This window comes from Pantoea sp. PNT03 (assembly GCF_014852515.1).
Taxonomy (GTDB): Bacteria; Pseudomonadota; Gammaproteobacteria; order Enterobacterales; family Enterobacteriaceae; genus Pantoea; species Pantoea leporis.
In genome coordinates this window covers 130887-145529 of the sequence record NZ_JACVBT010000005.1, presented here as the reverse complement: position 1 = coordinate 145529, position 14643 = coordinate 130887, and the positions used below count along the sequence as shown (strand labels likewise).

General features: G+C 55.7%; 13 protein-coding genes and 3 tRNA genes. 11 read left to right on the top strand and 5 right to left on the bottom strand.

Translation table 11 applies throughout. The annotated features are described in order from the left end of the window. The first annotated feature begins 1 nt into the window (after window position 1). From tolR to IB226_RS17865, 8 genes are all read left to right on the top strand, one after another. A complete protein-coding gene (tolR, locus tag IB226_RS17900) occupies window positions 2-430 on the top strand; it encodes a colicin uptake protein TolR (RefSeq protein ID WP_008107389.1) in 429 nt (142 codons plus the stop codon). Between the two features lie 26 nt (window positions 431-456). After that, window positions 457-1734: a cell envelope integrity protein TolA gene (gene tolA / locus IB226_RS17895; RefSeq protein WP_192236623.1), complete on the top strand. Its 1278-nt coding sequence runs from the start codon at window positions 457-459 to the stop codon at window positions 1732-1734. Between the two features lie 116 nt (window positions 1735-1850). Further along, window positions 1851-3146 (top strand): Tol-Pal system beta propeller repeat protein TolB, encoded by a 1296-nt coding sequence (gene tolB, locus IB226_RS17890; RefSeq protein WP_101763208.1) that lies wholly within the window; start codon window positions 1851-1853, stop codon window positions 3144-3146. A 64-nt stretch (window positions 3147-3210) separates the two neighbouring features. After that, window positions 3211-3729 carry a peptidoglycan-associated lipoprotein Pal gene (gene pal, locus IB226_RS17885; RefSeq protein ID WP_101763207.1) on the top strand — a complete coding sequence of 173 codons (519 nt, stop codon included), beginning with the start codon at window positions 3211-3213 and terminating at the stop codon, window positions 3727-3729. 9 nt (window positions 3730-3738) lie between these two features. Continuing rightward, window positions 3739-4533, top strand: coding sequence for a cell division protein CpoB (cpoB, locus tag IB226_RS17880; protein WP_110865745.1), 795 nt, complete (start codon window positions 3739-3741; stop codon window positions 4531-4533). Window positions 4534-4699: 166 nt separating this feature from the next. Next, window positions 4700-4775, top strand: a tRNA-Lys gene (locus IB226_RS17875). Window positions 4776-4828: 53 nt separating this feature from the next. Beyond that, window positions 4829-4904, top strand: a tRNA-Lys gene (locus IB226_RS17870). 27 nt (window positions 4905-4931) lie between these two features. Then, window positions 4932-5007 (top strand) — tRNA-Lys (locus IB226_RS17865). Window positions 5008-5370: 363 nt separating this feature from the next. Here the strand turns inward: IB226_RS17865 and IB226_RS17860 are convergent. Next, complete coding sequence (locus IB226_RS17860; RefSeq protein ID WP_192236778.1) at window positions 5371-6837, bottom strand: AlkA N-terminal domain-containing protein; 1467 nt, start codon at window positions 6835-6837, stop codon at window positions 5371-5373. Window positions 6838-6995: 158 nt separating this feature from the next. Between IB226_RS17860 and IB226_RS17855 the strand changes: the two genes are divergently transcribed. The 3 genes from IB226_RS17855 to pnuC all read left to right on the top strand — a co-directional run bounded on the left by IB226_RS17855 (window position 6996) and on the right by pnuC (window position 9449). Continuing rightward, the gene (locus IB226_RS17855) at window positions 6996-7502 is read left to right on the top strand and encodes a methylated-DNA--[protein]-cysteine S-methyltransferase (protein WP_192236622.1); all 507 of its coding nucleotides are present in this window, start codon (window positions 6996-6998) and stop codon (window positions 7500-7502) included. Window positions 7503-7637: 135 nt separating this feature from the next. Further along, on the top strand, window positions 7638-8699 hold the full coding sequence (nadA, locus tag IB226_RS17850) for a quinolinate synthase NadA (RefSeq protein WP_192236621.1): 1062 nt from the start codon (window positions 7638-7640) through the stop codon (window positions 8697-8699). A 27-nt stretch (window positions 8700-8726) separates the two neighbouring features. Next, window positions 8727-9449 carry a nicotinamide riboside transporter PnuC gene (gene pnuC / locus IB226_RS17845; protein WP_110865748.1) on the top strand — a complete coding sequence of 241 codons (723 nt, stop codon included), beginning with the start codon at window positions 8727-8729 and terminating at the stop codon, window positions 9447-9449. Here pnuC and zitB read toward each other — a convergent pair. The 4 genes from zitB to IB226_RS17825 form a co-directional block, all read right to left on the bottom strand. Next, the gene (gene zitB / locus IB226_RS17840; protein ID WP_101763201.1) at window positions 9443-10408 is read right to left on the bottom strand and encodes a CDF family zinc transporter ZitB; all 966 of its coding nucleotides are present in this window, start codon (window positions 10406-10408) and stop codon (window positions 9443-9445) included. The two genes, pnuC and zitB, sit on opposite strands and share 7 nt — an antisense overlap. Beyond that, window positions 10377-13406: an ATP-binding protein gene (locus tag IB226_RS17835; RefSeq protein ID WP_192236777.1), complete on the bottom strand. Its 3030-nt coding sequence runs from the start codon at window positions 13404-13406 to the stop codon at window positions 10377-10379. Before IB226_RS17835 ends, zitB begins: the two co-directional genes overlap by 32 nt. Window positions 13407-13444: 38 nt before the next feature. Then, complete coding sequence (locus tag IB226_RS17830) at window positions 13445-14029, bottom strand: response regulator transcription factor (protein ID WP_192236620.1); 585 nt, start codon at window positions 14027-14029, stop codon at window positions 13445-13447. Window positions 14030-14132: 103 nt separating this feature from the next. Next, window positions 14133-14489, bottom strand: coding sequence for a YbgS-like family protein (locus tag IB226_RS17825; RefSeq protein ID WP_192236776.1), 357 nt, complete (start codon window positions 14487-14489; stop codon window positions 14133-14135). Window positions 14490-14643 lie beyond the last annotated feature (154 nt).

The following is a 14643-nucleotide window of genomic DNA, read 5'->3' as shown; positions in this document are numbered from 1 at the left end:
GATGGCCAGAACCCGTGGTCGCGGTAAACGCGACCTTAAGTCGGAAATCAACATTGTTCCACTGCTGGACGTGCTGTTGGTGTTGCTGCTCATCTTTATGGCAACCGCGCCGATTATTACCCAGAGCGTGGAAGTGGATCTGCCGGATGCGACAGATTCAAAAACCGTCTCAACTGATGATAATCCACCGGTGATTGTTGAAGTGTCTGGTGTTGGCCAGTACAGCCTGGTGGTGGATCACGATCGTATGACGCAGTTACCGCCGGAGCAGGTGGTGAGCGAAGCGCAACGCCGGATTGAAGCCAATCCGAAAACGGTCTTCCTGATCGGCGGTGCGAAAGACGTCCCTTATGACGAAATCATCAAGGCGCTGAACCTGTTACATCAGGCCGGCGTGAAATCTGTCGGTTTGATGACGCAGCCGATTTAAAGCGAACCGTTTTTTGGGAACCGAGTGTGTCGAAGGCAACCGAGCAGAACGACAAGTTAAAGCGCGCGATAATCGTTTCGGTGATTCTGCACATCGTGCTGATCGCCTTACTGATTTGGAGCTCGTTTAACGAAAAAATCGAATCCAGCGGCGGTGGCGGTGGCAGTGATATTGACGCAGTGATGGTCGATTCCGGCGCCGTGGTTGAGCAGTATAACCGCCAGCAGAATCAGCAACGAGACAGTCAGCGCGCCGAGCAGCAGCGTCAGAAGCAGTCGCAGCAGCAGGCCGAAGAGTTACAGCAGAAACAAGCTGCTGAGCAGCAGCGCCTGAAAGAGATGGAAAAAGAGCGCTTGCAGGCCCAGCAGGAAGCCAAAGAGCAGGCGAAGCAGCAGGCCGAGCAGCAGAAAGCCGCTGAAGCCGCCGCTAAGCAAGCCCAGGAACAGCAGAAAACTGCCGAAGCCGCAGCTGCAAAAGCCAAGGCTGATGCCAAAGCGGAAGCTGATGCGCAGGCAAAAGCAGCGGCTGACGCCAAAGCCAAAGCGGTAGAAGAAGCCAAGCAAGCCGCAGCTGACGCGAAGAAGAAAGCAGAAGAGCAGGCGAAAGCCGCTGCCGCTGAAGCAGCGAAAGAGAAAGCGGCGCAGCAGGCAAAAGCGGCCGCAGAATCGAAAGCCAAAGCGGACGCTGAAGCCAAAGCGCAGGCTGCTGCCGATGCCAAGGCGAAAGCGGCTCAGGAAGCCAAAGAGGCTAAAGAGCAAGCGGCTGCTGAGGCGAAGGAAAAAGCCGCAGCAGAAGCCAAAGAGAAGGCTGCCGCCGAGGCGAAAGCCAAGGCCGATGCGGCTGCTAAGGCAAAAGCGGATGCAAAAGCGAAAGCGGCTGCGGATGCCAAAAAAGCCGCCGCTGAAGCTGCGAAGAACGAAAATGCGGTTGATGACCTGTTAGGTGGTTTGTCTTCTGGTAAGAATGCACCGAAAAGCGGCACCGCATCGGGTGGCGCTGCAGGGCAGGGCAATCAGAAGAAAGCGGGCGCGTCAGGCGCAGATATCAATAATTATCTGGGGCAAGTGGTCGGGGCGATTCAGAGCCGTTTCTACGATGCAGATTTGTACAAAGGTAAAGAGTGTAACCTGCGTATTAAACTGGCACCGGATGGTTTGCTGATTGACGTTAAATCCGAAGGTGGCGACCCCGCCTTGTGTCAGGCGGCAATTGCTGCCGCGAAGCAGGCGCGGATTCCGAAGCCGCCTTCGCAGGCGGTGTATGAAGTGTTTAAAAACGCACCGATGCGTTTCAAACCAGAATAATGCAGTAACGTACGGCAGGTTGAACTAAGGTTAGCTTGCCATACTCTATGAGTACTCGTGTTTTTCAGGAACTGTGCGAATTATCATGAACCTCTGGTTCAGGTAAGGGAGAAAAAATGAAGCAGGCACTTCGTGTAACCTTAGGTTTTTTTGTACTGCTGTGGGCAGCAATGCTTCATGCAGAAGTCCGTATTGAAATTACGCAGGGCGTTAACACCGCACGTCCTATTGGTGTGGTTCCGTTCCAATGGGCTGGCCCAGGCGCGGCACCAGAAGACATCGGCGGGATCGTTTCTGCTGACTTACGTAACAGCGGTAAATTCAATCCGCTCGATCGTTCTCGTCTGCCACAACAGCCAGCCAGCGCGCAGGAAGTTCAACCTGCCGCATGGAGCGCATTGGGTATTGATGCGGTTGTGGTTGGTCAGGTAACGCCTAACGCTGACGGCAGCTATCAAGTTGCCTATCAGCTGGTGGACACCGGTGGCGCGCCAGGCACCGTGCTGGCGCAGAACTCTTATAAAGTGACTAAGCAGTGGCTGCGTTACGCAGCGCACACCGCCAGTGACGAAGTGTTCGAAAAGCTGACCGGCATCAAAGGCGCATTCCGTACCCGCATTGCCTATGTGGTGCAGACCAATGGCGGTCAGTTCCCGTATGAGTTGCGCGTGTCGGATTACGATGGCTACAACCAGTTTGTGGTTCACCGTTCACCGCAGCCATTGATGTCTCCGGCCTGGTCGCCAGATGGCAGCAAAGTGGCTTACGTGACCTTCGAAAGCGGCAAATCTGCGCTGGTGGTTCAGACGCTGTCTAACGGTGCAATCCGTCAGGTGGCTTCTTATCCGCGTCATAACGGTGCGCCAGCCTTCTCACCAGACGGTTCTAAACTGGCCTTCGCGCTGTCGAAAACCGGTAGCCTGAACCTGTATGTGATGGATCTGGCTTCTGGTCAGACGCGTCAGGTGACCGATGGTCGCTACAACAGCACTGAACCAACGTGGTTCCCGGACAGCCAGACACTGGCTTACACCTCGGATCAGGCCGGTGCGCCCCAGATTTATAAAGTTGGTATCAACGGCGGTGCGCCACAACGTATTACCTGGGAAGGTGCGCAAAACCAGGATGCGGATGTGTCAACCGACGGCAAAACTATGGTGATGATCAGCAGCGCCGGTGGCGCTCAGCACGTCGCCAAACAGGATCTGGTAACGGGAGCCGTTCAAACAATAACGGACACGTTCCTGGATGAAACGCCGAGTCTGGCGCCAAACGGCACAATGGTAATCTATAGCTCTACTCAGGGGATGGGTTCCGTGTTGCAATTGGTTTCAACCGACGGGCGTTTCAAAGCGCGTCTTCCGGCAACTGATGGACAGGTCAAATTCCCTGCCTGGTCGCCGTATCTGTGATGCATAGGTCCCCTGCACGGCGGGGGATTAAAATGTATGGCAAACAAAATAATAGGATAAAGAAATGCAACTGAACAAAGTGCTGAAGGGTTTGATGCTGGCTCTGCCGGTTATCGCAGTAGCTGCATGTAGCTCACACAAAAACAACAACAACGATCAGACTGGCATGGGCGCTAACGACGGTGCTTATGGTGCTGGTCAGAACGGCGGTAACATGTCTTCTGATGAGCAAGCGCGTCTGCAGATGCAGCAGCTGCAGCAGAACAACATCGTTTACTTCGGTCTGGACAAATATGACGTGGCTTCTGACTACGCTCAGATGCTGGATCAGCACGCTGCATTCCTGCGTGGCAACCCGTCTTACAAAGTGACCATCGAAGGTCATGCGGATGAGCGCGGTACCCCAGAATACAACATCGCCTTGGGCGAACGTCGTGCAAGCGCCGTTAAGATGTATCTGCAAGGCAAAGGCGTTTCTGCTGACCAGATGTCTATCGTTTCTTACGGTAAAGAAAAACCAGCTGTACTGGGTCATGACGAAGCGGCTTACGCTAAAAACCGTCGTGCCGTACTGGTTTACTAAGAAAATATCATGATGAGTAACTTCAGACTTCATCTGTTGAGTCTGTCGTTACTGGTTGGTTTAGCGGCTCCTTTGGGGGCCGCTAATGCCCAGGCGTCAATCAGTAGCGTTGGCTCAGGCTCGGTCGAAGACCGTGTCACCACTCTTGAACGTATCTCTAATGCCCAGGCTCAGCTTTTGCAGCAATTGCAGCAGCAGATGAGCGACAACCAAAGCGATATCGATTCGCTGCGCGGGCAAATCCAGCAAAATAGCTATCAGCTTAATCAGGTGATTGAGCGCCAGAAGCAGCTCTATCAGCAAATCGACAGCCTTAGCTCCGGCAGTAACGGTGCGCAGGCGAGCGGTGGTGCTGATGCCGCTGCAGCGGGCGCTGCGGCTTCTGCGGATAGCGGTAGCAGCGCCAGTTCGGCCGCGCCAGCGCAAACCGGCGATGCCAACACGGACTACAATGCTGCGGTTGCGCTGATTCTGGAGAAGAAGCAGTACGATCAGGCGATTACTGCCCTGCAGGCTTGGGTGAAGAAATATCCTGATTCTACCTATCAGCCGAATGCCAATTACTGGCTGGGTCAGCTGTTTTACAACAAGGGCAAAAAAGACGATTCGGCCTATTACTTTGCCACTGTGGTAAAAAATTACGCGAAATCGCCAAAAGCTCCGGAAGCGCTGTTTAAGGTTGGTGTGATCATGCAAGAGAAGAACGACACGGCGAAAGCCAAGGCTGTCTTCCAGCAAGTGATCAAACAATTCCCAAATAGTGATTCTGCTAAGCAGGCGCAAAAACGCCTTGCCGGGTTGTAATTTGTGCCTAAAAGACCGGATTTCGTGTGATTTCTGGTCTTACAGCATGAAAGGTAAGCAATTGAGACATTTAGTGGAAAATAAGGGTTGCGCCCCCCCGCTAAATCAGTAATATATGCCGCCGTTGCCGGGACATATCTTAACAAGTATCGGCAGCACTGAAGATGGGTCGTTAGCTCAGTTGGTAGAGCAGTTGACTTTTAATCAATTGGTCGCAGGTTCGAATCCTGCACGACCCACCATCTCAACCCGTTGTAAGTGAGATGATTTCTTCAGTAAGCTTCACAACCTTGATGGGTCGTTAGCTCAGTTGGTAGAGCAGTTGACTTTTAATCAATTGGTCGCAGGTTCGAATCCTGCACGACCCACCATCAAGTAAAGGTTGTAAGCCCCACAGCGGGTCGTTAGCTCAGTTGGTAGAGCAGTTGACTTTTAATCAATTGGTCGCAGGTTCGAATCCTGCACGACCCACCAGTTATGTAGAAAGGCGCCCTAAAGGCGCCTTTTTGCTTTTCTACGCTAGGTGGATTTGCTTTGAGATGGTGCACCGGCCAGATAAGGCGGGGCGGATCGCGAAGAAACCTCACATCCCTGTGGATCGGCCTCGCCATCCATGGCTCGGACGCTTCGCTCCTTCCGCTCCCGCCTTTTCTGGCCCTTATGTTTTGTCGTTGCTTGAAATAATCGCACGCATACTGAACGAAGACGAAAGGAATGGGCGGTGGAGTAAAGCTTACGGCGCATGGATGCGCCGGCAGAGCCTACAGGGATGTATCCACGGCGACTTTACGGAACCGCCCGGTCCTTCCGGCTGATTGGCAAGCTTTTAAGCTAAATCTATTTTTTAAACTTAACCGGCGTCAGACTCTTCCAGATATGCAGCACCGCATAGCTGCGCCACGGCCGCCAAACCTGCGATAACTGCTCCGCTACTTTGGCATTCACGCCGCCGAGATTATTACGAATCGCAATATCCTCTTTGGGAAACGCATCAGGCCAGCGCAGTGCGCGCATCGCGATATAACTTGCCGTCCACGGCCCTATGCCTTTCAGCGCCAGTAACTGCTGCTGAACCACGTCCGGATTCACCGCACCGTTAAAGCGTAATGCGCCAGAAGCGCAGGCCTGCGCCAACGCCTGAATGGCATGTGAACGCGCACTGACGATTCCCAGGCTGGCAATATCATCGATGCTCGCCGCCGCTAGCGACTCCGCATTTGGCGGCAAACGCGAAAGTTCTGACCACGGCGTCACCAGCGGCTCACCAAAGCGCTGTGCCATTCGGCTGCTTAGCGTGGTTGCGGCTTTGACGGTAACCTGCTGGCCGAGTATCGCGCGCACACCCAACTCAAAGCCGTCAAACGCACCAGGAACGCGTAAGCCGGGAAAGCGCGATAAGCTCTCGGCTAATAACGGATCGTGGCTTAAATGCTCTGCTATGCGCTGTGGCTGCGCATCCAGGTCAAACAAATCGCGTAGCCGACGCAGCAGAGCGGGCAGCACTGGCGTCAGCGACGTTGTGAATTGCACCTTCAGCGACTGTTTCTCCGCAACATGGCTCACACGCACCCAGCCGCGACAGTTGCCCAGCGCCACGGTGCGGTGATACATGCCCTCGTTCACCCATTCCACTTCCTTCATCACGCGCTGTTGCAGGAAATCGAGCATCGCATCCCAATCGTAAGGCGGCCGATAACTCAGGCGCAGTTCGGCGCTCTCCTGCGTGGTTTTCACGGCGTCGGGTTGATTCTGCTTGCGCAGGCGGGAGGGCGTCATGCGATAGCGCGCCTGGAACACATCGTTAAAGCGCCTCAAACTGCGGAAGCCGCTCGCGTAGGCAATTTCCGTGACTGGCAGAGAGGTTTCTGTCAAAAGTTGCTTGGCCAGCAGCATACGACGCGTCTGACGCAGCTCTAGAGGCGATACGCCGAGCTCCTGCTGCACCACGCGACGTAATTGACGTTCACTGAGGTCAAACTCGCCAGCGATGTCTGCCAGCGTCTCCTGCTCTTCCAGCAAGCCCTCTTCGATGCGGCGAATTAAACGATCGGCAATGCGGTGATGGCTATCCACCGGCGCAGAGCCGGGCGCCAGTTCCGGACGGCAGCGTAAACACGGACGGAAGTGCGCTTTCTCGGCGGCCTCTGCGCTGCTAAAAAACAGGCAGTTCTTCTGCATCGGCGCTTTCACTGGACAAATGGGGCGGCAATAAATGCCGGTGGATGTCACGCCAACAAAAAACAGCCCGTCGAAGCGGCTATCGCGCGACGTCAGCGCCTGGTAAGCAATTTCAGCATCAAACATCATCGTCTCCGGCAAATAAACGGCATGGTCGCGCAAGCTGAACAGGAAAACTCGCTGCTTTCGGACAGCTAACCAGTTTATGCTGATGACCGAAAACAGCCAGTTTCCTGCGGCGGAAATGCGATAATCGCCAGCAGAGAATATGCCGGAGGTGCACCATGTATCATGCCAAAATCATCGCGACGCCCGTTGGTGAGCTCACGCTTGTTGCCACCGATAAAGGATTGTCGGCGATTCTGTGGGAAAACGAAGGGGCGCAGCGCGTGCCGTTGAAGCCGATCAACCGTAACGATCAGCATCCGATTCTGTGTGAGGCCGAACGCCAGCTGCGCGAATATTTCGCCGGTGAGCGTCAGCAGTTTGATATGCCGTACGACACCGTCGGCACCGAGTTCCAGAAAAAAGTGTGGCAGGCGCTGCTCACCATCCCGTTTGGAGAAACGCGCAGCTACCAGCAAATCGCCGAGCAGATCGGCAATCCGAAAGCGGTGCGCGCCGTGGGAGCAGCGAACGGTAAAAATCCGCTGTCGATTATGGCGCCGTGCCATCGCGTGATTGGCAGCAACGGCAAACTCACCGGTTTTGCAGGCGGACTCACCGTTAAAGCCTTCCTGCTGGAGCTGGAAAGTCCGCAGAAAACGTTGAGCAGCGCATTGTTGCTGTAGAGCGCGCAAAAAAGAGACGACACTCTCGCGCAATTCCGCTATCGTGTTTAGCATATAAAACACGATAGCGGTTTTGATGCCGCATCATTGCCGTAACCGGCAATTTTGTTAAATTGAGAAAACGAGAGCCGTGTCATGAGCCTGATGTTCGATCCTGAAAGCGCGATCTATCCTTTCCCGCCGAAACCGGCACGTCTCAGCGACGATGAAAAAGCCCACTACAAAAACAAAATCAAACGCTTGCTGAAAGAACGCGATGCGGTGATGGTGGCGCATTACTACACCGATCCCGAAATTCAGGCGCTGGCGGAAGAGACCGGCGGCTGCGTATCGGACTCACTGGAAATAGCGCGTTTCGGCAGCACCCATCCCGCTAAAATCTTGCTGGTGGCGGGCGTGCGTTTTATGGGTGAAACCGCAAAAATCCTTAGCCCGGAAAAAACCGTGCTGATGCCCACCTTGCAGGCGGAATGCTCGCTCGATCTCGGTTGCCCAATTGAAGAATTTAACCGCTTCTGCGATCAGCATCCCGATCGCACTGTGGTGGTGTATGCCAACACCTCGGCGGCGGTTAAAGCGCGTGCGGATTGGGTCGTCACCTCGAGCATCGCGGTTGAGCTGATTGAGCATCTTGACAGCCTCGGCGAGAAAATCATCTGGGCACCGGATCGCCATCTCGGCCGCTACGTCACCCAAAAATCCGGCGCGGATGTGCTGTGCTGGCAGGGCGCCTGTATTGTGCATGACGAATTCAAAACACAGGCTTTGCAACGCATGAAGGCGCTCTATCCGCGTGCGGCGGTGCTGGTGCATCCTGAATCACCGCAGGCGATTGTCGATCTGGCTGATGCGGTGGGATCCACCAGTCAGCTGATTCAGGCGGCGCAAAGTTTGCCGCATCCGCAGATGATCGTCGCCACCGATCGCGGCATCTTCTACAAAATGCAGCAGGCGGTGCCGAACAAAGAGTTGCTGGAAGCGCCCACCGCAGGCGAGGGCGCCACCTGCCGCAGCTGTGCGCACTGTCCTTGGATGGCGATGAACGGCCTGAAAGCGATTGCCGAAGGACTGGAGCGTGGCGGCAGCGCGCATGAGATCCATGTGGATAGCGCGTTGCGTGAGGCCGCGTTGCTACCGCTCAACCGCATGCTATCCTTTGCTGCAGATCTTAAACTTAAAATCAAAGGGAATGCATGACGGGCTCCCGTTACACAGGCACCTAATATGGACTTCTTTAGCACGCAAAATATTCTGGTTCACATTCCGCTCGGCGTTGGCGGTTACGATCTCTCATGGATCGAAGCCGTTGGCACCCTTGCGGGCCTGCTGTGCATCTGGCTCGCCAGCCTTGAGAAAATCATCAACTACTTTTTCGGGCTGATTAACGTCACGCTGTTCGCGGTGATTTTCTTCCAGATTCAGCTTTACGCCAGCTTGTTGCTGCAACTGTTCTTCTTTGTCGCCAACGTTTACGGCTGGTACGCGTGGAGTCGGCAAACCTCTAACAACGAAACGGAGCTGAGAATTCGCTGGCTGCCGCTGCCGAAAGCATTGGGCTGGGGCGCGGCGTGTGTGGTGGCGATTGCGCTGATGACGGTGTACATCGATCCGGTCTTTGCTTTCCTGACCAAAACAGCGGTCGGCATCATGCAAAGTCTGGGGCTCAACGTGGCGATGCCGCAACTGCAGCCGGACGCGTTCCCGTTCTGGGATTCGTGCATGATGGTGCTGTCGATTGTGGCGATGATTTTGATGACGCGTAAGTACGTTGAGAACTGGCTGCTTTGGGTGGTGATCAACGTTATCAGCGTGATGATCTTTGCGCGTCAGGGCGTATATGCTATGTCACTGGAGTACGCGATTCTGACGCTGATTGCGCTTAACGGTTCGCGCCTGTGGATGCAAAGCGCACGCGAACATGGCTCGCGCGCGCTGTCCCATCAGTGATGATGAGCGTGACCTTCCAGCGCAGCATGATCGTGGTGATCGTGCTGCGCGGCGCTATTATCTAAACACAACTCGCAGTCCGGCCCGCTGCACGGCTGATATTCCATCTGCACCGTGGCGTGGGCAATCTGATAGTGCTCATGCAAATAGTGGTGAATGCGCTTAAGCAGGCCGTCATGATCGTATGGCGGAATCACCTGCACATGCAGCGTCAGCACCGGTTTTTCACCCACTTGCCACAAATGAACGTGATGCACGTTACGTACTTCATCGATATTGCGCGTCAGCTCGCGTGACAGTTTATCCGCGTTGATATGGCCCGGCGCACCTTCCAGCAACTCATGCAGGCTCTCGCGCAGCAGCGACCAGGCGCTACGTACCACCAGCAATGACACCAGCAGCGACAAAATCGGGTCGATTGGCGTCCAGCCGGTCAGCATGATGATCACCGCCGCGACAATCGCACCGACCGAACCCAGCAAATCGCCCAGCACATGCAATGCCGCCGCACGTACGTTGAGATTCTTCTCTTCGCTGCCGCGATGCAGCAGCCAGAACGACAGCAGATTGGCCAGCAAACCGGCAATGGCGATGCCGAGCATCAATCCGCCGGCAATCGGCTGGGGTTCATAGAAGCGACGCAGCGCTTCCCAGACAATCAGCACCGTAATCACCAATAGCGCAATGGCGTTGACGAACGCCGCTAAGGTGGTGAGACGCAGCAAGCCGAAGGTATGGCGCGCGTTAGGCTTGCGCTGAGCAAACTGCACCGCGAGTAACGCCATCAGCAGCGCGGCGGCATCGGTCAACATATGTCCGGCATCGGCCAGCAGCGCCAGCGAGCCAGAAACCAGCCCGCCGATCACTTCGGCCACCATAAACAGCGCCGTTACGCCAAACGCCGCGGCCAGTCGTTTGCGGTTGCCGTTAGCGGTCCCGTGAGAATGCGTGTGTGCCATAATTATCCAGTTGTTTAAGTAACCTGTTTGTTAATGATATCAGTAAATTGAGATCATCAAGCGGCAACTGCTGCTGTTTAACCTGCTCAATCAACTGCTGACAGCGCTCGGCTACCTCATCCATACCCAGCATCAACCAGCTGCCCTTCATACGGTGTGCAGCCTGTTCCAGCGCCGTCCAATTTTGTGTATCGCGCGCGTTCAACAGCAAATCCCGATCCTGTTGCAGCGTGCGCTGCAAGGTTTGACAGATGCGCGGAATAAATGCCTGATTATCCTGCGCCAGAATCAGTAAACTGTTTGGCAAGACATCCAATGGATCTTTTACGGCGCGCGCCAGCAGCGGTGCCAGATGATCGAGCTCAATGGGTTTGAGCAGCAGAGCTTCGTCATCCAGCAAGGCGATTTTCAGCAACTGAACATCCGCAGAGCAGAGCACGCGTAGCGAGGTGCTGCCGCGCTGGCGCTGACGACGGCGCAGAATACGCAGCAGCGTTAAACCATCCGGGCGCGGCATCATCTGGTCGATAAACAGAATATCGAAGGCGCGCTGAGCATCGGCGCGCAGCAGCGCTCGGCCCTCTTCAAATACCTGCGCCTCAACGCCAAACATCGCCAGCTGCTGCTGCATCACCAAAAGATTGGTCGGGTGATCGTCCACAATCGCCACGCGCAGCTGCGGGTAAACAGGCCAGCTGGCTGTGCGCTCGGTTAACGGCTCTTGGCTCACGACTAATGGCAACTGCACGCTGACCGTGGTGCCGCTGCCCGGTGCTGAAGTGAGCGTTAGCGTACCGCCCATTCGTTGCACAATCTCGCGACAGATAAACAAACCTAAGCCGCTGCCTTGCACCGCATGGCTTTTGCCGGACGGCGCCTGATACCACGGCTCAAACAGTTTTGCCTGCTCGTTAAGCGGGATGCCGCTGCCGGTGTCGGTGACCGTAAGCTGGATGTGCTCACTGACCGCCAGCGACAGGCGCACTTCGCCTTCGCGGGTAAACTTAAGGGCGTTGGCCACCAGATTATTCACCACCTGCTGCAGGCGATCCCCATCCAGCAACACGCTGGCAGGCAGCGGCGTCAGGGCTTCGGCAATCAGGTTCGGCCCGGCATCGCGCATTAAGGGATGATAAAACTGCTGCTGTTGCTGCAGCCAGAGCGTCAGATTGAGCGGACGCGGCGCCAGACGGAAGCTCTGGCTCTCAATACGCGCGTGATCCTGCAAGTCGTTCAATAGCGCCATCAGCGACCGCGCGCTGCTGTGCATCAGCGCCAGCCGTTCACTCGGATGCTGCTGCTGTTCCAGCTCCAGCAAACCGAGAATCGCCTGCATCGGCGTGCGCAGTTCGTGGCTGGCGGTGGCGAGAAACTGGCTTTTGGCGGCATTGGCGCGTTCGGCCTGCTCACGCTGCAATCGGTCACGACGCTGCTGCCAGTAACGACGCGCCAGCAAGCCCAACAGCAACAGAATAATTACGCCTGCCGCAAGCAAAATCATCAGCGGAATATTGCGCATCGCCATCGTCGTGCCGGGCTGCGGCGGCTGTGACCAGCTGACGCGCATCTGGTTGAGCGTATCAGGCGGGATTTGCTGCAATGCATGGTCGAGCAGGGCGCGCAGCTCAGGCTGTTCAGCAGTGACCTGCGGCGCCAGCGGCCAGGCGATATCGCTGGCAGCAAACGCCAGATGCACACGATTATCTTCGTGACTCGCCATACGCCAGCGGGCAGAGAGCACGTTATCCACCAGCGCATCGATCTGACCGTTATTCAGCGCTTGCCACAGCTGCGTCCGATCGTCGAACGGCTGCGGCGTAATACCTGACGGCAGCAAACGTATGGCGAGATCGTCGCGTAATACGCCCACGCGCTGGCCTTGTAACGATTGCCAGTTCATTGGCTGATGCGTGGCAAGCGTGTAAATGCCCCAAATGGCGCGCCATACCGGCAAAGTATTGCTGCCGGGATCGTCGCCATACAGCGGCTGCAACAGGTTGAGCATCACCTGCTGTTGCTGCAGTAGCGTGGCGGCCTGCTGCGGATTGTTGACCCAGCGCGGGGTAAAACGCAGGCCGGTACTTTGGCTCAGCGCGTTCAGCATGTCGATGCCGAAGCCGCGCGCGTTGCCGCTGCTGTCGCGATAACTCCAGGGCGCGTTATCCGCCTCAACCGCATACGGAATCTCAGTATGTTGCGCCAGCCACTGCTTTTCGCTGGCCGACAGCATCAGAGTTTGTGTGTCCTGATAACGCAGCAGCGGCGGGCTCCAGCGCTGCTGGACCCGACTGCTGAACTCGGCGGGCAGCAGGCGCAGCTGGCTGTTAAGCCAGTGGATCAGCGCGGCATTGCGCGTCATTGCGCGTAGCGTTAATTCGCCCGCGCCAGGATCGGCAGTGATTTGGTAAATTTGTCCTTGCTGCAGCTGGCCCAGCAAGAAACCGGCGCTGGCTTCATCGGCGACCAGATAATCGCTTTGCTGATTGAGCAGCGCATACAGCGCCTGCAGATCGCCCGGCAAGGTGTGCCAGCGATGCTGCTGCACAAATTCAGTGGGCAACTGCGCCAGCGTCGCTTCGGCAATGGTGAGCTGCGCGGTTTCGCTATTGAACATCACCGCGCGCTGATTATCCCGGTTACGATAGATGCGAATCGGGCTGCTGTACCAGCTGTCGCTGAGCAGCACATCGGATGGGAGCTGGGCATGTTGATTACTTAACACCAAATCCACCTCGCCGCGCTGCAAGGCTGCCAGTTGCTGCGCGCGATCGGCATAGCTTTGCAGCGTAAAATGCGTACCGGTCAACTGGCTTAGGGCGCTGAGATAGTCGGCGTCGATGCCCCAGATGTGATCGCCAATGCGCATTGCCCAGGGCGCGCTGTTTTGTGCCGGCACCGCGACGCGCAACGTTGCGCCAGGCCACGGTTCGGCGTGTGGGGCTGGCATCATCGCGGGTAACATCACGCTGCTGGCGGGTTGCAGATCGGCTTTCGCCATCACACTCAGCAGCAGCGTACACAGCAGCAAACAGATCCTCACTGCTGCGCTTTCCACAGCTCAGCCAGCTCAACCACCGACTGTACGCCGGTTTTCTCCAGGATGTTCTTCTTGTGGGTGCTAACGGTTTTATTACTGATATGCAGCTGTTCGCCAATCTGCAGATTCGAGAGGCCGCGCACCAGCAGCGCTACAATCTGCTGCTCTTTCTCGGTTAACGGCAGTTCGATACGTTCCGGCAGCGGCGGAAAAGCCTGCTGGCCGCCGAGCACCGCCAGAATCGCGCTCAGCAGTTGCGCCATGCTTTGGCTTTTCACCACGTAACCGGCAGCGCCAAGCGACACGGCGCTGAGCAGCGTGTGGCGGCTCTGCTGCGCGGAATAGATCAACACCGGGCAGTACTGATTACGCACGCGCAACCGGCGCAGCAGTTCGAGTCCGTCGCAATCGGGTAAACCGATATCCAGCACAATTAAATCGATGGGATGTTGTTGAAGCAGTTGGCGCGCCTGCGCTTCGTCGCCAGCGGCGTGAATGTTCAACGTGATAGGAGCGTTAACGCAAGCCGCTTCCAGTGCGACGGCAACTAACGGGTGATCATCAATAAGCAGCAATGAAGCCATGAAACAGTTCCTGTGAATTTCATTGCTTCAGCATAGCGGAAAAGGGCGGGGGGCAAAATAAAAGGGAGAGCCGAAGCTCTCCCTTGATCAAACAGAAGGAAACTTATTGCGAAGTACCGTCTGTTTTATGTTTCACGTGGCCGCCACCCTCTTTAGTGTCGACTTTTTTATTCATGTCCGGGCATTTGCCGTCTTTGCACATGCTGTTTTTGTGCACCTGGTTGGCTGACATATTGCTTGAGTCAGTGCCTGACGTTGCTGCGCTGTTGGTATTCGTGCTACCGCTGTTAATTTTGCTGTTATCAACATTATTAGGTGGCAGATTTTGTTTTGCACCGCCAGCTGCTGCACCGGCTTCAGCTGAAGCGTTGGCCGCACCATTGTTGTTATCCGCAGCCATTACAGCACCGCTACCCATGGTCATCGCTGCTGTCAGAAAGATCATTGCAAACTTATTCATCATTATGCTCCAGTAATTAATGGATAGTTGCCGTCTAACACCCGCTGGTGTTGAGTGACGAAAATAGCGTGCCGCGATGGAACAAAATCCACCTTATACGCTTCACTTAAAAATTTAATTTTGCAAACACATCATTCCTTAGTGCTTACATTTA